The sequence below is a fragment of the Mesorhizobium salmacidum (SeqCode) genome (assembly GCF_037179605.1).
Lineage (GTDB): Bacteria > Pseudomonadota > Alphaproteobacteria > Rhizobiales > Rhizobiaceae > Mesorhizobium > Mesorhizobium salmacidum.
Genome location: NZ_JAPYKS010000013.1, coordinates 73,008 through 93,744 on the forward strand (window position 1 = coordinate 73,008; position 20,737 = coordinate 93,744).

21 protein-coding genes are annotated in these 20,737 nt (G+C 62.5%); 11 read left to right on the forward strand and 10 right to left on the reverse strand.

All coding sequences use genetic code 11. The annotated features are described in order from the left end of the window. Positions 1 to 18 precede the first annotated feature (18 nt). Positions 19 to 2,091 (reverse strand): putative bifunctional diguanylate cyclase/phosphodiesterase, encoded by a 2,073-nt coding sequence (locus O7A60_RS18560; RefSeq protein ID WP_337107480.1) that lies wholly within the window; start codon positions 2,089 to 2,091, stop codon positions 19 to 21. 309 nt (positions 2,092 to 2,400) lie between these two features. Here O7A60_RS18560 and O7A60_RS18565 point away from each other — a divergent pair, with 309 nt between their 5' ends. Both O7A60_RS18565 and tdh read left to right on the forward strand, forming a co-directional pair. Then, the gene (locus tag O7A60_RS18565) at positions 2,401 to 3,588 is read left to right on the forward strand and encodes a glycine C-acetyltransferase (RefSeq protein ID WP_337107481.1); all 1,188 of its coding nucleotides are present in this window, start codon (positions 2,401 to 2,403) and stop codon (positions 3,586 to 3,588) included. A gap of 52 nt (positions 3,589 to 3,640) precedes the next feature. Continuing rightward, positions 3,641 to 4,675, forward strand: a complete 1,035-nt coding sequence (gene tdh, locus O7A60_RS18570) for an L-threonine 3-dehydrogenase (RefSeq protein ID WP_140507281.1) — start codon at positions 3,641 to 3,643, stop codon at positions 4,673 to 4,675. Between the two features lie 60 nt (positions 4,676 to 4,735). Here tdh and O7A60_RS18575 read toward each other — a convergent pair whose 3' ends face one another. Then, positions 4,736 to 5,173: a MarR family winged helix-turn-helix transcriptional regulator gene (locus O7A60_RS18575; protein ID WP_337107482.1), complete on the reverse strand. Its 438-nt coding sequence runs from the start codon at positions 5,171 to 5,173 to the stop codon at positions 4,736 to 4,738. Positions 5,174 to 5,260: 87 nt separating this feature from the next. Between O7A60_RS18575 and hmgA the strand changes: the two genes are divergently transcribed. The 4 genes from hmgA to O7A60_RS18595 all read left to right on the forward strand — a co-directional run bounded on the left by hmgA (position 5,261) and on the right by O7A60_RS18595 (position 9,118). After that, positions 5,261 to 6,574: a homogentisate 1,2-dioxygenase gene (gene hmgA, locus O7A60_RS18580; RefSeq protein ID WP_337107483.1), complete on the forward strand. Its 1,314-nt coding sequence runs from the start codon at positions 5,261 to 5,263 to the stop codon at positions 6,572 to 6,574. Next, positions 6,571 to 7,440, forward strand: a complete 870-nt coding sequence (locus O7A60_RS18585) for an MBL fold metallo-hydrolase (RefSeq protein ID WP_337107484.1) — start codon at positions 6,571 to 6,573, stop codon at positions 7,438 to 7,440. Before hmgA ends, O7A60_RS18585 begins: the two co-directional genes overlap by 4 nt. 112 nt (positions 7,441 to 7,552) lie before the next feature. Continuing rightward, positions 7,553 to 8,566 (forward strand): fumarylacetoacetate hydrolase family protein, encoded by a 1,014-nt coding sequence (locus tag O7A60_RS18590; protein WP_337107485.1) that lies wholly within the window; start codon positions 7,553 to 7,555, stop codon positions 8,564 to 8,566. 15 nt (positions 8,567 to 8,581) lie between these two features. Then, entirely contained in the window at positions 8,582 to 9,118 is a 537-nt protein-coding gene (locus O7A60_RS18595; protein ID WP_337107486.1) for a DinB family protein, read from the forward strand. A gap of 3 nt (positions 9,119 to 9,121) precedes the next feature. On the opposite strand, the gene O7A60_RS18600 is transcribed toward O7A60_RS18595, so the two are convergent. Both O7A60_RS18600 and hppD read right to left on the reverse strand, forming a co-directional pair. Next, positions 9,122 to 9,448 (reverse strand): type II toxin-antitoxin system Phd/YefM family antitoxin, encoded by a 327-nt coding sequence (locus O7A60_RS18600; protein ID WP_337107560.1) that lies wholly within the window; start codon positions 9,446 to 9,448, stop codon positions 9,122 to 9,124. Between the two features lie 24 nt (positions 9,449 to 9,472). Then, positions 9,473 to 10,588 carry a 4-hydroxyphenylpyruvate dioxygenase gene (hppD, locus tag O7A60_RS18605; protein ID WP_337107487.1) on the reverse strand — a complete coding sequence of 372 codons (1,116 nt, stop codon included), beginning with the start codon at positions 10,586 to 10,588 and terminating at the stop codon, positions 9,473 to 9,475. A gap of 138 nt (positions 10,589 to 10,726) precedes the next feature. Here hppD and O7A60_RS18610 point away from each other — a divergent pair, with 138 nt between their 5' ends. Next, the gene (locus O7A60_RS18610) at positions 10,727 to 11,194 is read left to right on the forward strand and encodes an Lrp/AsnC family transcriptional regulator (protein WP_337107488.1); all 468 of its coding nucleotides are present in this window, start codon (positions 10,727 to 10,729) and stop codon (positions 11,192 to 11,194) included. Here O7A60_RS18610 and O7A60_RS18615 read toward each other — a convergent pair. The 4 genes from O7A60_RS18615 to aztA all read right to left on the reverse strand — a co-directional run bounded on the left by O7A60_RS18615 (position 11,191) and on the right by aztA (position 14,330). Beyond that, entirely contained in the window at positions 11,191 to 11,529 is a 339-nt protein-coding gene (locus tag O7A60_RS18615) for a protein tyrosine phosphatase family protein (RefSeq protein ID WP_337107489.1), read from the reverse strand. The genes O7A60_RS18610 and O7A60_RS18615 overlap by 4 nt on opposite strands. 150 nt (positions 11,530 to 11,679) lie before the next feature. After that, entirely contained in the window at positions 11,680 to 12,621 is a 942-nt protein-coding gene (aztC, locus tag O7A60_RS18620; protein WP_337107490.1) for a zinc ABC transporter substrate-binding protein AztC, read from the reverse strand. A 27-nt stretch (positions 12,622 to 12,648) separates the two neighbouring features. After that, positions 12,649 to 13,524: a zinc ABC transporter permease AztB gene (gene aztB, locus O7A60_RS18625; RefSeq protein WP_337107491.1), complete on the reverse strand. Its 876-nt coding sequence runs from the start codon at positions 13,522 to 13,524 to the stop codon at positions 12,649 to 12,651. Further along, positions 13,524 to 14,330, reverse strand: coding sequence for a zinc ABC transporter ATP-binding protein AztA (gene aztA / locus O7A60_RS18630; protein ID WP_337107492.1), 807 nt, complete (start codon positions 14,328 to 14,330; stop codon positions 13,524 to 13,526). Before aztA ends, aztB begins: the two co-directional genes overlap by 1 nt. A 228-nt stretch (positions 14,331 to 14,558) precedes the next feature. On the opposite strand from aztA, the gene O7A60_RS18635 reads away from it, so the two are divergent. Continuing rightward, positions 14,559 to 14,903, forward strand: coding sequence for a RidA family protein (locus O7A60_RS18635; RefSeq protein WP_027143113.1), 345 nt, complete (start codon positions 14,559 to 14,561; stop codon positions 14,901 to 14,903). A gap of 50 nt (positions 14,904 to 14,953) precedes the next feature. Here O7A60_RS18635 and hutC read toward each other — a convergent pair whose 3' ends face one another. Together hutC and O7A60_RS18645 are read right to left on the reverse strand one after the other, a co-directional pair. Further along, positions 14,954 to 15,694 (reverse strand): histidine utilization repressor, encoded by a 741-nt coding sequence (gene hutC / locus O7A60_RS18640; RefSeq protein WP_337107561.1) that lies wholly within the window; start codon positions 15,692 to 15,694, stop codon positions 14,954 to 14,956. Between the two features lie 2 nt (positions 15,695 to 15,696). Then, entirely contained in the window at positions 15,697 to 17,061 is a 1,365-nt protein-coding gene (locus O7A60_RS18645) for a formimidoylglutamate deiminase (RefSeq protein WP_337107493.1), read from the reverse strand. 98 nt (positions 17,062 to 17,159) lie between these two features. Here O7A60_RS18645 and hutI point away from each other — a divergent pair, with 98 nt between their 5' ends. The 3 genes from hutI to hutG are packed head-to-tail and all read left to right on the forward strand — an operon-like array spanning position 17,160 to position 20,736. After that, positions 17,160 to 18,392 (forward strand): imidazolonepropionase, encoded by a 1,233-nt coding sequence (gene hutI / locus O7A60_RS18650; protein ID WP_337107494.1) that lies wholly within the window; start codon positions 17,160 to 17,162, stop codon positions 18,390 to 18,392. Beyond that, positions 18,389 to 19,924 carry a histidine ammonia-lyase gene (gene hutH / locus O7A60_RS18655; protein WP_337107495.1) on the forward strand — a complete coding sequence of 512 codons (1,536 nt, stop codon included), beginning with the start codon at positions 18,389 to 18,391 and terminating at the stop codon, positions 19,922 to 19,924. The genes hutI and hutH overlap by 4 nt, the downstream gene beginning before the upstream one ends. Then, positions 19,921 to 20,736: an N-formylglutamate deformylase gene (gene hutG, locus O7A60_RS18660; protein ID WP_337107496.1), complete on the forward strand. Its 816-nt coding sequence runs from the start codon at positions 19,921 to 19,923 to the stop codon at positions 20,734 to 20,736. The genes hutH and hutG overlap by 4 nt, the downstream gene beginning before the upstream one ends. Position 20,737 lies beyond the last annotated feature (1 nt).

Genomic DNA, 20,737 nt, shown 5'->3' on the forward strand with positions numbered 1-20,737 from the left:
AGGCTGGCCGGGCTCTACCTACGCCAGGCTTCCCTGCAATACCGTCAGCCTGGCTTTCTTCGGCATGCGGGCGGCCAGCCATTCAAGCGCCTTGTCATGCGGCATCGGAAAAGCGATCGAATAGCCTTGCACCTGGTCGCAGCCGATTGCCATCAGCGAATCGAGTTCCGCCTCGGTTTCGGCGCCCTCGGCGACGATGGAGATGCCCAGCCCCCGGGCAAGCTCCGTGATGGCGCGCACGATCTTGGAGTTGTCTCCATTCTCATGGATGTTCTGGACGAAGCGGCGGTCGATCTTGAGCCGGTCGATCTCGTTGGGATTGACGTGGCTGAGCGAAGCATAGCCGGTACCGAAATCGTCGAGCTCCAGATGGACGCCGGCCGCCCTGATGTGGCGCAGCTTCGCCGCGATGCCTGTCTTCTCGTCGTCGAGAATGACGGATTCGACGATTTCCAGCGACAGTTTCTGTGGCGGTAGTCCGGCTTTCTCCAGCGTCTCGAACAGAAACGCATCGAAATCGTGCTCGCGCAACTCGGTGCCCGAGACATTGACGGCAAGCCGCCCGAAGGCAATCCCGGCACGGTTCCATTCAGCGGCCTCGTTGATCGCCTTGCTGATCACGATGCGGCCGATCTCCGGCATGAAGCCGCATTTCTCAGCGACCGGAATGAACTCGCCCGGCGAGATCATGCCGCGCTCGGCATGGCTCCATCGCACGAGCGCTTCGATGCCGCTGATGGTGCCGTCGGTCAGCGAGACCTGCGGCTGGAAATAGACCTGGAACGCCTTCTCGGAAATGGCGACCTTGATGTCGTGTTCGAGCTGCTTGCGGTAGTCGAGCTCGCGGCGCAGTTCCTCTGAGAAGAACGAGAAGTTACCGCCACCCATTTTCTTGGCGGAGTAAAGCGCCAGATCGGCATGCACGAGCAGGTCTTGCGCATTGTCGGCATCGATCGGATAGACGGCGATGCCGCCGCTGGCGCCCGGAAGGATGGTGGTGCCCTGGAACACGATGGGCTCATTGATGTGCACCAGGATGCGCCGTGCCAGCATGTTGATGTCCTCGGTGTTGCCGGCTCCGTTGAGGATCATCACGAATTCGTCGCCACCAAGCCGCGCGCACAGATCCGACGCCCGGCAGGAATCGCGCATGCGCTGTGCGGTCACCACCAGGACATAGTCGCCGGCGGCGTGGCCCAGCGTATCGTTGATCTGCTTGAAGCGGTCGAGGTCGAGCTGGACCACGGCCAGGCGTTCGCGCCGGCGATGCGCGCCCTTGATCAGCGTCTCGAAATGGTCGGTCAGGAAGGTGCGGTTGTGCAGGCCGGTCAGGCCGTCATGCACCGCGATGAAGGCCATCGAATTGCGCGCATCGACCAGTTCACGTGTCTTGCGTAGGATCGCGTTGGACATCGGTCTGAAGATGAACAGCGCCACCAGCAGGATGACACCGAGGGTGGCGTAGAACAGCGTGCGATGGAGGGTGAGCAGCTTCTCGGAGCGCTCGTCGGCATCCGCACTGATACGCTGGCCGAGCGCGGCATAGCCCGACAGCGTGGCATTGGCGACCGAGGCATCGAGGTTGACTCGTTCGGCGCCGCCCTTGTAGCCCCCATTGTCGAGCTGGTTGAGTTGCGATTCAAAGGCCGAGACCAGCCGATCGCCATTGGCGATCAGGCCAACCGAGAAATAGTCGAGATGGAAGGGTTTGGCGAAAAGCACGCTCTCGATCGACTTCGGATCGAGCTTGGCAGGCGATTGCGGATCCGCGCCTGTCTGCTTGAGCAGCAGATCATAACTTGTCTCGAACTCAGCCGTGGCCTGCTTCAGCGCGCTAACCAGCGCTGGCTGCTTGTCGCGCGAGGCGGCGCCCGTTGCGCTGGCAAGGAAAACGATGCGCTGCGATAACGTTTTTTGCGTGCCGACGATGTCGAGCAGCGTGTTGTTGTGCTGCTGCGTGGCCATCGTCTGCTGCAGCAGGACGAAGGAGGCCGCCACCATGGCGGCAATGATCAGCAGCGCCAGCCAGTAGCCAGCTTTGATCAGCAGTATGAGCTTGCCTGAAACGGTTTGCACCGGCTGCTGAGACATGTTCGGGGGCGGTCCTCTCGCCAACGGATTTCTGTATGAGCACCATTGAACTGCAAACGTTAACAGGACCGGAAGTCGACTGCCGGCCGGCAAGGGGGAGGCGGGGAGAAATCGCGAAATGGTTATCGGCTTCTTTCGCCGCAAGCCCGCATTTGAGCATTCGTCAGTCCATGCGTTCCCGGGCCGTCACTTGGGCAATGTCCATTGCATCCCGGCTGATGCTGCCCGGCCACCTGATCCGGTCGCTTTTGCGATGGATTTTTTGCGCCGGCGGGACGACAGTCTGTCCACGTCAAACGAGGCCTGATCATGACCGCAGCATTTCTCTCCCATATCGACAGCGAGCTTGCAGGGCTGAAATCCGCCGGCCTTTACAAGTCCGAGCGGGTGATTTCCTCGATGCAGTCGGCCGAAATCGAGGTCGGCGGCGAGAAAGTATTGAATTTCTGCGCCAACAATTATCTCGGCCTTGCCGACAGCGCGGACCTGCGCGCGGCGGCCACGCAGGCGCTCGATCGCTACGGCTACGGCATGGCCTCGGTGCGCTTCATCTGCGGCACGCAGGAAGAGCACAAACAGCTCGAGGCGACAATTTCATCCTTCCTCGGCCTGGAGGACACCATCCTCTACGGCTCCTGCTTCGACGCCAATGGCGGCCTGTTCGAGACGCTGCTTGGCGAAGAGGATGCTGTTATCTCGGATGCGTTGAACCACGCCTCGATCATTGATGGTGTCAGGCTGTCGAAGGCCAAACGCTTCCGCTACGCCAATAACGACATGGCCGATCTCGAGGCGCGATTGCAGGAAGCGAAGGATTGCCGCTTCCGGCTGATCGCCACCGACGGCGTGTTTTCCATGGACGGCATCATCGCCAATCTCCGAGGTGTCTGCGATCTCGCCGAGAAATACGACGCGATGGTGATGGTCGACGACAGCCATGCGGTTGGTTTCGTCGGTGCAAACGGCCGCGGCTCGGCCGAACATTGCGGCGTCGAGGGTAGGGTGGACATTATCACCGGCACGCTCGGCAAGGCGCTCGGCGGCGCTTCCGGCGGATATACCTCTGGTAAAAGCCAGGTCGTCGACTGGCTGCGCCAGCGCTCGCGGCCCTATCTCTTTTCCAACACGCTGATGCCGGCGATCGCCGGCGCCTCGATCAAGGTGTTCGACCTGATCCGCAATGGCGATGCCTTGCGCCAGCGCCTATATGCCAATGCGGCGCGGTTCCGGTCCCAGATGGGTAAGCTTGGCTTCACGCTGGCAGGCGCCGATCATCCGATCATACCGGTGATGCTCGGTGATGCGACGCTGGCGCAGGAAATGGCCGCGCGCATGCTGAAGCGTGGCATCTATGTCATCGGCTTTTCGTTCCCGGTCGTGCCGAAAGGCCAGGCGCGCATCCGCACCCAAATGTCGGCGGCGCATTCCAGCGCTGATATCGACCGCGCGGTGGAGGCATTCGGTGCGGTCGGTAGGGAATTGGGCGTGATTTCCTGAACGGCCGGCGCCGAAAAGCGATTCCGGATCAAGAGATTCGAGGGACAAAAGAATGTCGAACATGATGAAGGCGCTGGTGAAGGCCAAGGCCGAGCCGGGCATCTGGATGGAAGAGGTGCCGGTGCCGGAGATCGGCCCCAACGACGTGTTGATCAAGGTCAAGAAGACGGCGATCTGCGGCACCGACGTGCATATCTACAATTGGGACCAGTGGGCGCAGAAGACCGTGCCGGTGCCGATGGTCACCGGCCATGAATTCGTCGGAACGGTCGCCGACTTTGGTGCTGCGGTTACCGAATACAAGGTCGGCCAGCGCGTGTCGGGCGAGGGCCACATTGTCTGCGGCCACTGCCGCAACTGTCGTGCGGGCAGGGGACATCTGTGCCGCAACACGCTCGGCGTCGGCGTAAACCGTCCTGGCGCCTTCGGCGAATATCTGGCGATCCCGCAGCACAATGTCGTGCCGATTCCCGACGATGTTCCGGACGAGATTGCCGCGATCTTTGACCCCTTGGGCAATGCCGTCCACACGGCGCTGTCCTTCGATCTGGTCGGCGAGGATGTGTTGGTCACCGGCGCCGGACCGATCGGCATCATGGGCGCGCTGGTCGCGCAGTGCGTCGGCGCGCGCAAGGTGGTCATCACCGACATCAACCCGGTGCGGCTGGCGCTGGCGAAAAAGCTCGGCGTCCAACATGTCGTCGATGCCTCGAAGGAAAAGCTGCGCGATGTCATGCCGGTGCTCGGCATGACCGAGGGATTCGACGTCGGTCTCGAAATGTCGGGCGCCGCGCCCGCCTTCCGCGACATGATCGACACCATGAACAATGGCGGCAAGATCGCCATCCTCGGCATAGCGCCGACCGGCTTCGAGATCGACTGGAACAAGGTCATCTTCAAGATGCTGCACTTGAAGGGCATCTATGGCCGCGAAATGTTCGAGACCTGGTACAAGATGATCGCCCTGGTGCAGGGCCCGCTCGATGTGACCGGCCTAATCACGCATCGCATTGGCGTCGATGATTTCCAGGTTGGGTTCGATGCGATGAGGAGCGGCAGTTCGGGCAAGGTGGTGATGGACTGGTGAGACGCGTCGACAGAGATGTGGAGTTCCTTCGCGCCCCTCTGTCCTGCCAGCCTATCAACTCTATTTTCCTTCCAACGCCATCTCCAGTGCCGCCATCCCGCTCATAATCGCCGCACGTTCGTCCACGCCAAACTTGGCCAGCAATTCCCTCTCAAACGCCTTCGCCAGCGGCACCATCTCGCGATAGGCCGCAAGCCCGGTCTTGCTCAGTGTCAGGTGCTCGACGCGGCGGTCGTTCTCGTCAGCCGTTCGCATCAACCAGCGCCGCCGTTCCAACTCGGCCACGGCGCGCGAGACCTTGGTCTTGTGCATGGCCGATTGTTCGCCAAGTTCCGTCGCGGTCATCGTGCCGCGCTGTCCCAACCCCGATAACGTGCGCCATTCGGGCCGGGTCAGGCCATGGCGGTCCTTATAGACCTTAGAGAATTCGCGGCTGACGGCATCGGCGAGGCGATACAGCCGGTAGGGCAGGAAGCCTTCGAGTTCGAGAATGTCCATTGTCCGCACCCGGGAAAAACGGAAGATTGATAGTTACATTTTCAATGGTTACAAATGAAACCAGTTTGGTCAATCCGGGAGGAAGCGATGGCCCTTTCCTACATGCCGGGCTTCGGCAACGACTTCGAGACCGAGACACTGCCTGGCTCGCTGCCGCAGGGGCGCAACTCGCCGCAGCGGCCGGCCTACGGCCTTTATGCCGAACAGCTTTCCGGTTCGCCCTTCACCGCGCCGCGCGGCACCAATGAGCGCTCCTGGCTCTATCGCATCCGGCCGAGCGTCAAGCATACGGGCCGGTTCAAGGCCGCCAGCTACCCCCGGTGGAAGACCGCCCCAAATGTCGGCGATCATGAGCTGGCGCTTGGCCAGTACCGCTGGAATCCGGTGCCGATGCCGAACGAACCGACAGATTTCATCCAGGGCATGCGCACCGTCACCACGGCCGGTGACGTGCTCGGGCAGACCGGCATGGCCGCCCATGTCTATGTCGCCAACACATCGATGGTCGACGATCATTTGTTCAATGCCGATGGCGAGTTGCTGGTGGTGCCGCAGGTGGGCGGCTTGCGCTTCGTCACCGAAATGGGCGTCATTGAACTCAGGCCAGGTGAGATCGCGGTGCTGCCGCGCGGCCTCGTCTTCAAGGTCGAATTGGTCGACGCCGAAGTGCGCGGCTATGTCTGCGAGAATTACGGCGCCAAGCTGACGCTGCCTGACCGCGGCCCGATCGGCGCCAATTGCCTGGCCAATCCGCGCGACTTCAAGACGCCTTGCGCCTGGTTCGAGGAGAAAGAGACGCCGTGCCGGCTGATCGTGAAATGGTGCGGCAATTTTCACGTCACCGAGATCGGCCATTCGCCGCTCGACGTGGTGGCGTGGCACGGCAACTACGCCCCCTACAAATATGATCTGGCGACCTTTTCGCCGGTCGGCGCGCTGCTGTTCGACCATCCCGACCCCTCGATCTTCACCGTGCTCACCGCGCCGAGCGGCGAGGAAGGCACGGCCAATATCGATTTCGTCATCTTCCCACCGCGCTGGCTAGTGGCCGAGGATACGTTTCGGCCGCCCTGGTATCACCGCAACATCATGAGCGAGTTCATGGGGCTGATCCACGGCCAGTACGATGCCAAGGAGGAGGGTTTCGTTCCCGGCGGCATCAGCCTGCACAATCTGATGCTGGCCCATGGACCGGATGCGCCTGGCTTCGAAAAAGCCTCGCGCGCCGACCTGAAACCGGTCAAGCTCGACAACACCATGGCTTTCATGTTCGAGACCCGCTTTCCGCAGATGCTGACCCGCTACGGTGCCGAACTCGAAACCCGGCAGGACAATTACATCGACTGCTGGGCCGACCTGAAGAAACGCTTCAACGGCACGCCCGAGGGCGACTGGTCTTGAGCCGCAAGCCAACGCCGGATCGGCTGGTGCTGCTGGGCTCGAAAGGCGGTCCGGCGCTGCGGCCGGGCGGACCGTGGCCGAGTTCGTCGCTGCTCGAGATCGGTGGGCGAGCGATCGTCGTCGATTGCGGGCTTGGCGTCACGCGCGGCCTGGTCGATGCCGGTGTCAGCCTGAAGGCGCTCGACTTGATCTTCATTACACACCTGCATTCCGACCATGTGCTGGAACTGGGTCCGCTGATCCACACCGCCTGGACGGCTGGCCTGGCGACGCCGGTCACCGTGTTCGGCCCGCCTGGGGTCGGCCACTACTGGCGGCGCTTTTGTCAGTCAATGGAATTCGATATCGAGATCCGCATCGTCGATGAAGGCCGGCCCGACATTCGCGAGTTGGTTTCTGTAGACGAATTCGGCGAGGGCCCTGTGGTCGAGCAACGCGGCCTGAAGGTGACGGCGCTGCGCGTCGACCACCCACCGGTGACCGACTGCTTTGCCCTGCGCTTCGAGCATGGCGCAAAAAGCGTGGTGTTCTCGGCCGACACGGCCTTCTTCCCGCCGCTCGCCGATTTCGCCGAAGGTGCCGATATCCTCGTCCATGAAGCCGTGCTGGAAGAAGGCATCGAACGGCTGGTCGCCAGAACCGGCAATGGCGCGCGGCTCAGGGAACATCTGCTCGCCAGCCACAGCTTTGCCGAGGAGGCCGGCCGCGTCGCCGGCGATGCCGGCGTGAAGCGGCTGGTGCTCAATCACCTCATTCCGGCCGACGAGGCAGAGATCGCAGAGGCGGACTGGATCGACGCCGTCAGGAAAACATGGATCGGCGACTTGACGATCGCCCGGGACGGCCTTGTTGTGGAGCTAGCATGATCCCGAACCGAAGGACCGCGTCAGCGAAAAATGGGAACCGGTTTTCGGAAAAGATCATGCGTGAGACAAGAAATCAAAGCGGCGGCAAGGCCGCCTCAGGAGAGGGAACCACATGAAGCTTGCCACGCTGAAGGACGGAACGCGCGACGGGAAACTCGTCGTGGTTTCGCGCGACCTGACGCAATACACCGACGCCTCGTTCCTGGCACGCACGCTGCAGGCGGCACTCGACGACTGGCGCAGGATCTCGCCGCATCTCGCGACAATCGCGGAATCGCTGGAGAACAATGCGATGCCGGCAGCTCGCTTCCACGAACACGATGCGCATTCGCCGCTGCCGCGCGCCTATCAATGGGCCGACGGCTCCGCCTATATGAACCATGTCGAACTGGTGCGGAAAGCGCGTGGCGTCGAAATGCCGGCGAGCTTCTGGACCGATCCGCTGATCTACCAAGGCGGCTCGGACTCCTTCGTGGCGCCGCGCGATCCGATCCGCATGGCGGATGAAGCCTTCGGCATCGACATGGAGGCCGAAATTGCCGTCATCGTCGACGACGTGCCGATGGGCGCCAGCCTCGATCAGGCACGCGCCGCGATCCGGCTGGTCATGCTGGTCAACGATGTCACGCTACGCGCGCTCACCGGGTCGGAACTCGCCAAGGGATTCGGCTTCTTCCAATCGAAACCGTCCTCCGCCTTCTCTCCGGTCGCGGTGACGCCGGATGAGCTGGGCGACGCCTGGGATGGCGGCAAGGTCAGCCTGCCGCTGCTCGCCGACATCAACGGCAAGCCGTTCGGCCGCGCCAATGCCGGTATCGATATGACCTTCGATTTCCCGGCCCTGATCGTTCACGCCGCCCGCACAAGGCCACTGGTGTCAGGCACCATCATTGGTTCGGGTACGGTATCCAACAAACTCGACGGCGGCCCGGGCAAGCCAGTCTCGGCGGGCGGCGCCGGCTATTCCTGCATCGCCGAATTGCGGATGATCGAGACCATTGAAGGGGGTGAGCCGAAGACACCGTTCCTGCGCTTCGGCGATACGGTGCGCATCGAGATGAAGTCGAAGACCGGAGCCTCGATTTTCGGCGCCATCGAGCAGACGGTGGAGAAATACGAGCGGTGAGCGCAAGGAGGAAGAATGACCCTGCTCGAGCATCTTCGCCGCATGGCGCGCAATAATTTGTGGTCGAACGACCGGCTCTATCGCGCCGTGCTTGCGCTGAAGCCCGACGAGTTCGAAGCCGAACGCACCAGCTTTTTTCCGTCGATCAAGGAGACGCTTAACCACATCCTCGCGGTCGATCAGCTCTATCTCGATTTTCTCGAAGAAGGCGGCGTCGGTGCCGCTGCCTACGATGAATTCATGCCTTTCGATGCTGCGCCGGAGCTTTGCGTGGCTCAACTTGCGGCCGACCGGCGGCTGATCGCCTTCTGCGATGGCCTGTCGGAGACCGATCTCGATCGCCGCGTCATCACCGATCGGCGCGAGGACGGCATGATCCCGGAAAAGATCGGCGATATCCTGGCGCACGTCTTCCTGCACGACATCCACCATCGCGGCCAGGTCCACGCCATGCTGTCCGGTAGCTCGGTCGCGCCGCCCCAGTTGGACGAGTTTCTGCTCGATTACGATTTCAAGCTGAGGGAGACAGAGGTCGAGCGGCTGGGGCTCTAGCCGTCATCTCGAATACTCGGCCCATTCAGAGCCGAGGGCGTCAAAATCATCGGCGATACGAATCTTGCCCTTCAAGGCGCCGATGCGTGGCAAAAGGTCTTCCTTCCCCGGCGGCGGCAAGAGACGCGCCACGGCCTTCCCGCGTCGCGTGAGCACGATCTCCTCGCCAGCTTTCGCGCGTCTCACTAGTTCCGACAGTTTGGCTCCGGCTGAAGTTAGTCGTCCGTGAACAATGAAGTGGGTCAGGCTGCGCTGGATCTGCGGCGGCTTTGAGTTATGGAGACGTTCACAGATCGACCTCTTATGGCCGGAACTTAGGTCAACGCTGATCGAACCGCAAACGAGCTTTCACTTTTACGCCGCCTTGCCGTCAACCTTGATGACGCCGCGCTTGATCTGGTCCTGCTCGATCGATTCGAACAGCGCGCGGAAATTGCCTTCGCCAAAGCCTTCATCGCCCTTGCGCTGGATGAACTCGAAGAAGATCGGCCCGATAACGGTCTTCGAAAAGATTTGCAGCAGGATCTTGGTCATGCCGCCATCGACCACGCCTTCGCCGTCGATCAGGATGCCGTGCTTCTTCATCCGCTCGATCGGCTCGTCATGGCCGTTCACGCGGTCATACGACATGTCGTAATAGGTCTCGGGCGGGCCGGGCATGAATTTCAGCCCGTTATCGGCGAGCTTGTCGGTGGCGGCGTAGATGTCGTCCGTGCCGACAGCGACGTGCTGGATGCCTTCGCCATTGTACTTCTTCAGGTATTCGGCGATCTGGCTGGTCTCATCCTTGGACTCATTCAATGGAATGCGTATCTTGCCGCAGGGCGAGGTGATGGCGCGGCTGACCAGGCCGGTAATCCTGCCGTCGATGTCGAAGAAATGGATCTGCTTGAAACCGAACAGATTGCGATAGAAGTCCCACCATTTGTCCATCTGGCCGCGATAGACATTGTGGGTCAGGTGGTCGAGGTAATAGAAGCCGACGCCCTGCGGTCGCGGGTCGCGTTCGCCCAGCCATTCGAACTCGGCCTCATAGGCCGAGCCCTTCTTGCCATAGGCCTCGATGAAATAGAGCAGCGAACCGCCGATGCCTGATATGGCCGGCACGTCGAGCGCCTTGTCGTCGCCTTCATAAGGCGTGGCGCCCTTCGACACCGCATGCTCGAAAGCATGTTTGGCATCAACCACCCGCCAGGCCATCGAGGCCGCGCAAGGGCCGTGCTTGTCGGCGAACTTCATCGCATGCGAGCCGGGCTCGGCATTGACGACATAGTTGATGTCGCCCTGGCGCCAGACGGTGATGTCCTTCGTGCGATGCCTGGCTACCGCCATATAACCCATGCGGGTGAACAGTTCGGCTAGCTTCTTGGGCTCCGGATGCGCGAATTCGACGAACTCGAAGCCATCGGTGCCGGCAGGGTTGTCCTTGCTGATCGTGGCGGGCGGGGCGTCGTGTGGGAAGGGACCCATGATAATTCCTCCGGAAGCTGCTTGGCCTAAAAAGGCCATCCAACGCCATCATAGCGCGGAGCCTGTGCATGGTGCTTGCATTCAAACGCTTGAAATGGTGATGTCATGCGTGAAGCATGCATGATGTGAGAAAAAACCATGGATGAAACGCGCATTGATCAGTTTGACCGCAAGATAATGGCGCTCTTGCAGGGCGACGCGCGGCTCACCAACAACGACCTTTCCGAAAGGGTGAACCTGTCGGCATCGCAATGCTCGCGCCGCCGGCAGCGGCTGGAGGAGGATGGCTATATCAAGGGCTATCGCGCCGTGCTCGACCGCGAGAGGCTCGGCTTCTCGCTGGTCAACGTCATCTCGGTGACGTTGGCCACCCACAATCGCGACAATGCGCGGCGCTTCGGCGAATTGGTGGCGCGCCTGCCGGAAGTGCAGGAGGCGCATGCGCTGACCGGCGAGATGGATTACATCCTGAAGGTGGTGACGCCCGATCTCAAATCATTGTCCGAATTCGTCAACGGCGTGCTTCTGCCGCATGAATCCGTGCAGCATGTGAAGACCGCGATCGTGCTGGAGACGCTGAAGGAAACCGGGGCGCTGCCGATCTAAGCCTTCGACTGCTGTATCGCCAGGAACAGATTGGTGCAGCGCGCGCCGGACCGGCAATAAGCAAACACCGGGCCTTGGAGCTCGTCGAGCGCCTCTGCCTGGTCCTTGACATTCTCGGCGGTCATCTGGCCGCTGATCACCGGGATGTAGCGGAAGGCGAGGCCAGCGGCTTCCACCGTTGCCTTGAGCGTGTCCGCCGAAGGTTGGCCGGGCTGCTCATCGTCCGGCCGGTTGCAGATCACGCTCTTGAAGCCGGCTTCCTTGATGGTGGCGACATCTTCGGGCTGGATCTGACCCGAGACCGAATAGTCCTCGCTGATCTGGCGATATTCCATGGCTCATATCCTCGCAATCTGGTTTGGCGGCAGTCTTGCCATTGCCCGGTGGGCACGGCAATCCGCATCGACGGAATTCTCTGCCAAATAGACATGGCCCGCCAGAAAATCCAACCAGGCCGATACGGCCCGGTTGGGTGCGGATCAAATTCAGCTGCCTAGAATGGCACCTTTGATCTGACGGATGTTGTTGTGCATCATGTCGATATAGGTCGAGCCCGGGCCGTCGGGCTGCGACAGCGCGTCCGAGTAGAGCGTGCCGCCGACCTTGATACCGGTCTCGCTGGCGATCTGCTCGATCAGGCGCGGGTTGGTGATGTTCTCGACGAAGATGGCCGCGGCCTTGTCCTGCTTCACCTGCTCGACCAGCTTGGCGACATCGGCGGCCGACGGTTCGGAATCAGTCGAGATGCCTTGCGGAGCGAGGAAGGTCAGGCCGTATTCGTGTTCGAAATAGCCGAAGGCGTCATGCGAGGTGATGACGACGCGCTTTGCCTCGGGGATCGACTGGATCGCCGCCTTCACTTCGCCTTCCAGAGCATCGAGCTTCTTGGTGTAGGCGGCGGCGTTTGTCTTGTAGCTGACACAGCCGTCGCTGTCGGCCGCGCAAAAGGCATCGGCGATGTTCTTCACATAAATCTTGGCATTGGCGATCGACTGGAAGGCGTGCGGATCGGTGACCGTCTTGCCGCCGCCGGTGCCGGCACCCTCGGCCGCATCGGCGTCGGCGAATTCAGGTTTGAAGTCGATCGGCGTCACGCCCTTGGTCAAGGTGACAATGGAGGCCTTGGTGGCGCTGGCATCGACCAGGCGCTGCAGGAAACCTTCGAAGTGCAGGCCGTTGACCAGCACGATATCGGCCTTGGCCATGGCCACCGCGTCGGCAGGGCTCGGCTCGTAGACATGGGCATCGCCGTCTGGGCCGACGATCGTGGTGATCGCGATGCGGTCGCCGCCGACATTCTTGGCGAAATCCGCAATGACTGTGAAGCTGGCGACCACTTTCAGCGGCGCGGCGAAAGCCGATGACGCGCTAAAGGCGGCAAATGTTATAACGCTCATCGTCAGGGCGGCACGGATCGATTTGAGCATAAGCGGGTCTCCTTTTAGGGCGGGGGATCAGGCCGTTCTGTGACGGTGATGAATGATGCGGGCGCGCAGGATGCCGCGCGTGCCAAACAGGATCGAGGCGAAATAGACGACGCCAGCCGACAGAATGATGGCAGGGCCGGATGGCAGCGACGCATGATAGGACAAGAGCAGTCCGGCGATGCAGGAGGCAAAGCCGATCAGTACGGCCAGCACGCACATCGGTTCGACGCGCGTCGTCCAGAAGCGCGCGGCTGCCGCCGGCAGCATCATCAATCCGACGGAAAGCAAGGTTCCGAGCGCCTGGAAGCCGCCGACGAGGTTGAGCACGACGAGACCGAGGAAGATGAAATGCACCGGGCTGCCCATGCGGCTGACCGAACGCAGGAACAGCGGGTCGAGGCATTCGGCCACCAGCGCCCGCCAGAAGATGGCAAGGCTGACCAGCGTCACCGCGACGATGCCGCCGATCAGCGTCAAAGCCTCGTTGTTGAGCGCCAGCACTGTGCCGAACAGCACATGCATGAGGTCGACGCTGGAGCCGCGGATCGACACCATCAGCACGCCGATGGCGAGCGAAATCAGGTAGAAGGCCGCCATCGAGGCGTCCTCGCGCTGGATGGTGAAGCGCGACACGGCACCGGCGCCGAGCGCCACGATGATGCCGGCGATCAGGCCGCCAACGGTCATCGGCAGGATTTCCAGCCCGTAGAACAGGAAACCCGCGGCCGCACCCGGCAGGATGGCATGCGCCATCGCGTCGCCCGACAGGCTCATGCGCCGCAGCATCAGGAAGACGCCGATCGGGCAGGCGCCGAGCGACAGCATCAGCGAGCCGAACAGCGCCCGCTGCATGAAGCCGAAATCGGCGAAAGGGGCGATGAAAAGACTGTAGAGCGCATCCATCAGGCAGCCCTCGGTCCGGCACCGTGGTGATGATCGTGGTCGTGGCCAGGATGGTCATGGTCATGAGCGTGCTCGTCAGGCTCGCACCAGGGCGCGTTCTCTTCCCAGGCTTCGTGGAAGCGGCGCGCGCGCAGCAGGTTCTCCGGTTTCAGCGTCTCCCGGGTCTCGCCCCAGGCAACCGGCTGACGGGCAAGCAGCAGTGTTTCGGGAAAATTCTGGCGCACCAGATCGAGATCATGGACCACCACCATGATGGTGCGCTCTTCGCCGTGCCAACGCTTGATCAAGGCAATGAGGTCACCGACCGTCTTGGCGTCGACGGCGTTGAACGGTTCGTCGAGCAGGATCAGGTCGGCATCCTGCAACAGCACGCGGGCAAACAGCGTGCGCTGCAACTGGCCACCCGACAGCGTGTCGATCGGCCGCTTCTCGAAACCGCCGAGGCCGACGGCCATCAAAGCCTGGCTGACGGCCTCACGATCTTCCCCGGTATAGCGGCCAAGCATGCCGCGCTTCGGCCACAGGCCGAGCGAGACAAGATCGACAACGCGGGCGGGAAAGGAGCGATCGAGTTCCGATTGCTGCGGCAGGTAGGCCGCCCGCACGCCCGGCGCGCGAATGACCTCGCCTGCCATCGGCTTCAGCACCCCGACAATACCCTTCATCAGCGTCGACTTGCCGGAGCCGTTGGCCCCAACCACGGCCGTCAGCGAGCCCTTGCGGATCGCGCCATCGAGGTGATGGATCGCGGGATGGCTGTTGTAGCCCAACGTCAGGTCACGGAATGTCAGGCAGGTCTGGGTCATATCGTTCCGTGGGAAACCAAATCCGGCTAAGGTGCGGCCGTTTGGATATGTGATGTTATTACATTAGTCAACAAGCCAATCCGGCGGAATTGCGTCGCGGTGGTCAACTCGCCGTGTAGGCGCCTGGCCCTGGATGGAGCAATTGGCTCAGCGGTTTCGGTTCAGCCGGCCTTGCCCGAAGCGGACGGCGACTCTAAAGAGGCGCGACCACAACGGAAGGAACTCGCAATGAGCATTCGTCGCATCGATGTTGGCCCGCGCATGAGCCAGATCGTCATCCACGGCAACACCGTCTACCTGGCCGGCCAGGTCGGCGAACCCGGCGGCAACGTCGCCGCGCAGACCCGCGATATTCTGGCGACCATCGATGAATTGCTGGCCAAGGCCGGCACCGACAAGACCAAGATCGTCCAGGCGATCATCTGGCTGGCCGACATGGGCACCTTCGCCGAGATGAATACCGAATGGGACAAGTGGGTGCCGCAGGGCCACACGCCCGCCCGCGCCACCGGCGAAGCAAAGCTCGCCGGCCCGGAATATCTGGTCGAGATTATTATCACCGCGGCGCTGTAAAGGCGCGACGTCAGAACTGCCGATCTCCCCCACGACGAGGGGGAGATCACTCACCCCTGCGACGGCGTGAACCTTGCCACCAGCGTATGGCTTTCCGCCGGATAGATGAAGCGCACGTGGGTGACCGGATGCTCGGCACTCCAGGTGCGGCGTTCGACCACTAGGCAAGGTGCCCCGGGATCGATGTCGAGCGCATCGGCGATGGCTTCGTCAGCGCTCATGGCGCGTATCCGATGCTCGGCCTCGCTCCACGGCACGCGGTCGATCAGCCAAGGCCCGGCAGCGATTTCCAGAAACTCTTCGTCCCCGGCTTCCGAAACCGCCGAAAGATTGATCAGACGTTGCTCGAGCGCGAATGGCCGTTCGCCGGCAAAATGAAGACCTTCGAGCCATAGCACTGGACCTGCGGCGGACAGTTCGAGCAACGTCCTGTCCTCCCCATTGCTGCGCCGCTTCAGGCGTTCCAGCCGCTTGTAGCGATAGGGCAGGCCGAGCGCCTCAACTTCGATCCTGATGTCGTGAAGTTCCAGCACGGCTGCCTGCGATTGCGGCTGGCGGACAAAGCTGCCCGACCGGCGGCGGCGTTCGATCAAACCTGCCTTGGCCAACTGGGACAGAGCCTTGTTCACCGTCATGCGTGAGCATTTGTATTCGGCGGTCAGCTCATGTTCGAACGGGATACGGTGGCCGGGCACCCAGGTGCCGGAAAGAATTCTTTCCCGGATATCGGAAAGGATGCGCTGATGCAGCGAGACGGTCTCGCTGTCGTCTATCTCGGTCGGTTCAGCCATGCTCATCTGGGTGAACCCTCGGAAAGCGCTATCATCACGCTGCGAAACCGTTCGGCGATGGCCTCGCGCTTGGCATGTCTGCCATCACTGACCTGTTTCTTGCCATGCACCCAGACACAATCGACCTTGCTGCCATTGGCGAAAATCCAGGCGTCGAGGATTGCATCGCCGGTTTTGCCGGCCAGCGAGGGGTTGCCGGCGTCGAGCGAGATGAGATCGGCAGATGCACCAGGCGCGATTTGCGATGCGCCGGCGCCAAGCGCGACGCTGCCGCCGTCAAGCGCTGCGTCGTACAGCGCGCGGCCGGTCGAGCCGCCAGCCACGGCCAGCACATTGCGGGCGCGGTGCGCGAGGCGCTGCGAATATTCGAGCTGGCGCAATTCGTCGGGAAGGCCGATCAGCACGTTGGAATCGGAGCCGATACCGAAGCGGCCGCCATGCTCCCGGAACAATGGTGCGGCAAAGGTGCCGTCGCCGAGATTGGCCTCCGTGATCGGGCAAAGACCGGCGATGGCGCCGCTCCTGGCCATGCCGATGGTTTCGGCATCGGTCATATGGGTGGCATGGATCAGGCACCAGCGCTGGTCGACAGCGGCAGCCCCAAGCAGAAATTCGACCGGACGCGCGCCCGACCAGGCAAGGCAGTCTTCGACTTCTTTCACCTGCTCGGCGATATGGATGTGGATCGGCCCGTTTGGCGCCATGGCCGCAACCGCCGTGAGTTCCTCAGGCGTCGCGGCCCGCAAACTGTGCGGGGCAACGCCGACAATCGCTTGATTCAAAGAGCGAACAGATTCCCGGCTTTTCTCAACAAGCCGGGCGAACCGATTCACATCGTTGATGAATCGGCGCTGGCCCTCGTTTGGCGCGGCACCACCGAAGGAGGAATGTGCGTAAAACACCGGCAGCAGCGTCAGGCCGATCCCCGTTTGGCCGGCCGCGGCAGCGATGCGCTCGGCCATCTCGGCTGGGTTGGCATAGGGTTGTCCATCACGGTCATGGTGCAGATAATGAAATTCGCCGACGCGGGAAAAACCGGCCTCCAGCATTTCGACATAGAGCTGCGCCGCCACCGCCTCGACCTGGTCGGGAGTCATCGACAGCGCGAAGCGGTACATCACCTCGCGCCAGCTCCAGAAACTGTCGGCGGAGGGCCCGCGCAACTCGGCAAGCCCGGCCATGCCGCGCTGGAAGGCGTGGCTGTGCAGATTGGCCATGCCGGGCAGGAGAATGGCATGGCGTTCGTCACCAGCCGACGCGGTGCTCCCAGGCTCTACGGCCGCAATGCGCCCATTGGCGAAAGTGATCCGCACATTGTCGTGCCAGCCGTTGGGAAGAAGCGCCTGTTCCGCAAAGATATCGGTCACTTTTCTCTCCGCTTCCCGGTCTCGTGTGCGATGATGGCACTTGCAGTGCGTTTCAATATGTATATACATAATTGCCACCGATTGAAACGGAAAAGATGATGGCCGTAGAGAGCAAAAACCCGGCAGGGGGGCTTCGCCTGTGGCGCAACGCGCGTCTGGCGACCATGGCTGAAAATTCTGCCGGACTGGGTATCGTCGAGCAAGGCGCGCTCGCCGCGCGCGATGGCCGCATTGTCTATGCGGGTTCGCAATCCGAGATGCCGTCGGCGTTTGCCCAGGGCGAGATCATCGATTGCGAGGGCCGCTGGATCACGCCCGGCCTGATCGACTGCCACACCCATCTCGTCCACGCCGGGAACCGCGCCAACGAGTTCGAGATGCGGCTGGCCGGGGCCACGTATGAAGAGGTCGCCAGGGCCGGCGGCGGCATCGTTTCCTCGGTCAGATCCTTGCGTGCCGCCAGCGAGGGCGACCTGGTTGCCCAGACGCTGCCGCGCCTCAATGCGCTGATCGCCGAAGGCGTCACCACCGTTGAAATAAAGTCGGGCTATGGTCTCGATCTCGACAACGAGAAGAAATCGCTGCGCGCCGCGCGGCAACTGGGCAATGAACGCCCGGTGACGGTTCGCACCACATGTCTCGCAGCCCACGCGCTGCCGCCCGAAGCCAAGGGCGACAAGGACGCTTTCATCGATCTCGTCGCCAAAACGATCCTTCCCGGCGTCGCCGCGGAAGGCTTGGCCGATGCCGTCGACGGGTTCTGTGAAGGCATCGCCTTTTCGCCCGAGCAGATGTCTCGCGTGTTCGACAAGGCCAAGGCGCTCGGCTTGCCCGTAAAACTCCACGCCGACCAGCTGTCCAACCTGCATGGCGCTGAACTCGCCGCCCGCTATCACGCATTGTCGGCCGATCATCTCGAATACACCGATGAGGCGGGCGCCATGGCGATGGCCAAGGCGGGGACAGTGGCGACGATCCTGCCCGGCGCCTACTACTTCATCCGCGAGACCAAGAAGCCGCCGATCGCCCTGTTCCGCCAGCTTGGCGTCAAAATGGCGGTGGCCACCGACAACAATCCCGGCACTTCGCCGCTGACCTCGCTGCTTCTGACCATGAACATGGCGGCGACCCTGTTCGGCATGACGGTCGACGAATGCCTTGCCGGCGTCACCCGCGAAGCCGCGCGTGCGCTGGGCCTGCTGGAAGAGACCGGCACGCTCGTATCAGGCAAATCAGCCGACCTGGCGATCTGGGACATCGAGCGTCCTGCCGAACTCGTCTACCGCATGGGCTTCAACCCGCTGCATGCCCGCATCTGGAGAGGACAATGACAGAACTGACGCTGAAGCCCGGCAATGCGACGCTGGCCGACTGGCGCGCCATCTACCGTGGCGCCGTGCCGAAACTGGACGGTGCCTGCCGCCCGAAAATCAAGGCAAGCGCCGAAGCTGTCGCGCGCATCGTCGCCAAGGGTGAGGCGGTCTATGGGATCAATACCGGTTTCGGCAAGCTGGCCAGCGTGCGCATTCCCGCCGAGGATCTCGAGACCCTGCAGCGGAACATCGTGCTTTCGCATGCCGCGGGCGTGGGCGAGCCGATGCCTGTTGCCATTGCCCGGCTGATGATGGCGCTGAAACTTGCGAGCCTGGCGCAGGGTGCCTCCGGTGTGCGCCCGCAAACCATCGAGTTGCTCGAAGCGATGCTGGCCAATGACGTCATCCCGGTGGTGCCGGCGCAAGGCTCGGTCGGCGCCTCCGGCGACCTTGCCCCATTGTCGCACATGACGGCGGTGATGATCGGTGTCGGCGAATGCTTTACCCCGCATGGCCGCTTCCCGGCCAAGGTCGCGTTCGTCTCGCATGGGCTGGAGCCCGTCACATTGGGCGCCAAGGAAGGTCTGGCACTGCTCAACGGCACGCAGTTTTCGACGGCCTATGCGCTGGCCGCCCTGTTCGAGGCCGAAGTGCTCTACCAGTCGGCGCTTGTCGCCGGCGCGCTCTCGACCGACGCGGCAAAGGGTTCCGATGCCCCCTTCGACCCGCGCATCCATATGTTGAGAAAGCATCGCGGCCAGATCGAGACCGCGGATGCGTTGCGCAATCTGATGGCCGGCAGCGCCATCCGCGAGTCGCACCGGCTCGGCGACGAGCGTGTGCAGGATCCCTATTGCCTGCGTTGCCAGCCGCAAGTCATGGGCGCCGCGCTCGATGTCCTGCGCAAGGCCGCCGATACGCTCGAAACCGAGGCCAATGGCGTTACCGACAATCCGCTGGTCTTCGCCGAGGACGACACGGCGCTCTCCGGCGGCAATTTCCACGCCGAGCCGGTCGCCTTCGCCGCCGACATGATCGCGCTTGCCGTCTGTGAGATCGGCTCGCTGTCGGAACGCCGCATCGCCATGCTGGTCGATCCCGCGCTGTCAGGCATGCCCGCCTTCCTGACGCCCAAGCCCGGCCTGAACTCCGGCTTCATGATCCCGCAGGTGACGGCGGCCGCACTTGTCTCGGAAAACAAGCAGAAAGCCTATCCGGCCAGCGTCGATTCCATCCCGACCTCGGCCAACCAGGAAGACCATGTCTCGATGGCTGCGCATGGCGCGCGCCGGCTGATCGGCATGATCGAGAATGCGACGGCTGTTATCGGCATTGAATTGCTGGCCGCCGCGCAAGGCTGCGATTTCCATGCACCACTCGCCTCGAGTGCGGCGCTTGAAGCCGTGCGCAAGCTGGTTCGCGCCGAGGTGCCGCATCTCGACAATGACCGGCACTTCCACCCCGACATGGAAAAGGCGATCGCCATGGTACGCAGCGGTGCGGTCGCGAAGGCCGCGAGCGCCGTGGCGCTGCCGGGGATTGCGCGATGACACCTTCTTGGCTGACAATAAAACGAGGCACGGCACCGCTTCTGGTGTCGATCCCGCACACCGGTGTCGACCTCGCCGGCCTCGAAAACCGGCTTATCTCGCCATGGCTTGGTCGGCGCGATTGCGACTGGTGGATCGACAATCTCTATGATTTCGCCGGCGGTCTCGGCGCAACCGTCGTGCACACCGCGATCTCGCGCACCGTCATCGACGTCAACCGCGATCCATCCGGCGCCTCGCTCTATCCCGGCCAGGCAACCACTGGCCTATGCCCAACCGAAACCTTCGACGGCGATCCGCTCTATCGCGAGGGCGAAGAGCCGGGACCGTCGGAGATCGACGAGCGTCGCGAGAAGTTCTTTGCACCCTATCACGCGGCCTTGCAGGCCGAGATCGACAGGTTGCGCACCTTGCATGGCAAGATTGTCCTCTATGACTGCCATTCGATCCGATCGGTCCTGCCACGCTTGTTCGAGGGCACGCTGCCGGTATTCAACCTCGGCACGAACGACGGCAGGAGCGCTGATCCGGCGTTGCAGGCGATGGTCAACCAGATCGTGGCAGAAACCGGTGAGACCTTTGTCGTCAACGGACGCTTCAAGGGCGGCTGGATCACGCGCCATTTCGGCCAGCCGCATCAGGGCGTGCATGCGCTGCAGATGGAGCTCTCCAACCGCGGCTACATGCGCGAGCCGGACGGGAAGGGCACACCGGACAATTGGCCCGCGCCCTACGATGCCGCGTTCGCCGCGCCCATCCGCGCCACGCTGACGCAGATTCTCCAAACCGCCATTGACTGGGCCGGGCGCTGAC

What these genes read in the sequence shown, in the direction of transcription:
- hppD (WP_337107487.1), bottom strand. Translation starts at nt 10,588, where the DNA reads ATGGGTCCCTTCCCACACGACGCCCCGCCCGCCACGATCAGCAAGGAC.
- hutI (WP_337107494.1), top strand. Translation starts at nt 17,160, where the DNA reads ATGGCCGTAGAGAGCAAAAACCCGGCAGGGGGGCTTCGCCTGTGGCGC.
- O7A60_RS18575 (WP_337107482.1), bottom strand. Translation starts at nt 5,173, where the DNA reads ATGGACATTCTCGAACTCGAAGGCTTCCTGCCCTACCGGCTGTATCGC.
- hmgA (WP_337107483.1), top strand. Translation starts at nt 5,261, where the DNA reads ATGGCCCTTTCCTACATGCCGGGCTTCGGCAACGACTTCGAGACCGAG.
- O7A60_RS18635 (WP_027143113.1), top strand. Translation starts at nt 14,559, where the DNA reads ATGAGCATTCGTCGCATCGATGTTGGCCCGCGCATGAGCCAGATCGTC.
- aztA (WP_337107492.1), bottom strand. Translation starts at nt 14,330, where the DNA reads ATGACCCAGACCTGCCTGACATTCCGTGACCTGACGTTGGGCTACAAC.
- O7A60_RS18565 (WP_337107481.1), top strand. Translation starts at nt 2,401, where the DNA reads ATGACCGCAGCATTTCTCTCCCATATCGACAGCGAGCTTGCAGGGCTG.
- aztB (WP_337107491.1), bottom strand. Translation starts at nt 13,524, where the DNA reads ATGGATGCGCTCTACAGTCTTTTCATCGCCCCTTTCGCCGATTTCGGC.
- O7A60_RS18610 (WP_337107488.1), top strand. Translation starts at nt 10,727, where the DNA reads ATGGATGAAACGCGCATTGATCAGTTTGACCGCAAGATAATGGCGCTC.
- hutH (WP_337107495.1), top strand. Translation starts at nt 18,389, where the DNA reads ATGACAGAACTGACGCTGAAGCCCGGCAATGCGACGCTGGCCGACTGG.
- O7A60_RS18615 (WP_337107489.1), bottom strand. Translation starts at nt 11,529, where the DNA reads ATGGAATATCGCCAGATCAGCGAGGACTATTCGGTCTCGGGTCAGATC.
- tdh (WP_140507281.1), top strand. Translation starts at nt 3,641, where the DNA reads ATGTCGAACATGATGAAGGCGCTGGTGAAGGCCAAGGCCGAGCCGGGC.
- hutG (WP_337107496.1), top strand. Translation starts at nt 19,921, where the DNA reads ATGACACCTTCTTGGCTGACAATAAAACGAGGCACGGCACCGCTTCTG.
- O7A60_RS18560 (WP_337107480.1), bottom strand. Translation starts at nt 2,091, where the DNA reads ATGTCTCAGCAGCCGGTGCAAACCGTTTCAGGCAAGCTCATACTGCTG.
- aztC (WP_337107490.1), bottom strand. Translation starts at nt 12,621, where the DNA reads ATGCTCAAATCGATCCGTGCCGCCCTGACGATGAGCGTTATAACATTT.
- O7A60_RS18595 (WP_337107486.1), top strand. Translation starts at nt 8,582, where the DNA reads ATGACCCTGCTCGAGCATCTTCGCCGCATGGCGCGCAATAATTTGTGG.
- O7A60_RS18590 (WP_337107485.1), top strand. Translation starts at nt 7,553, where the DNA reads ATGAAGCTTGCCACGCTGAAGGACGGAACGCGCGACGGGAAACTCGTC.
- hutC (WP_337107561.1), bottom strand. Translation starts at nt 15,694, where the DNA reads ATGGCTGAACCGACCGAGATAGACGACAGCGAGACCGTCTCGCTGCAT.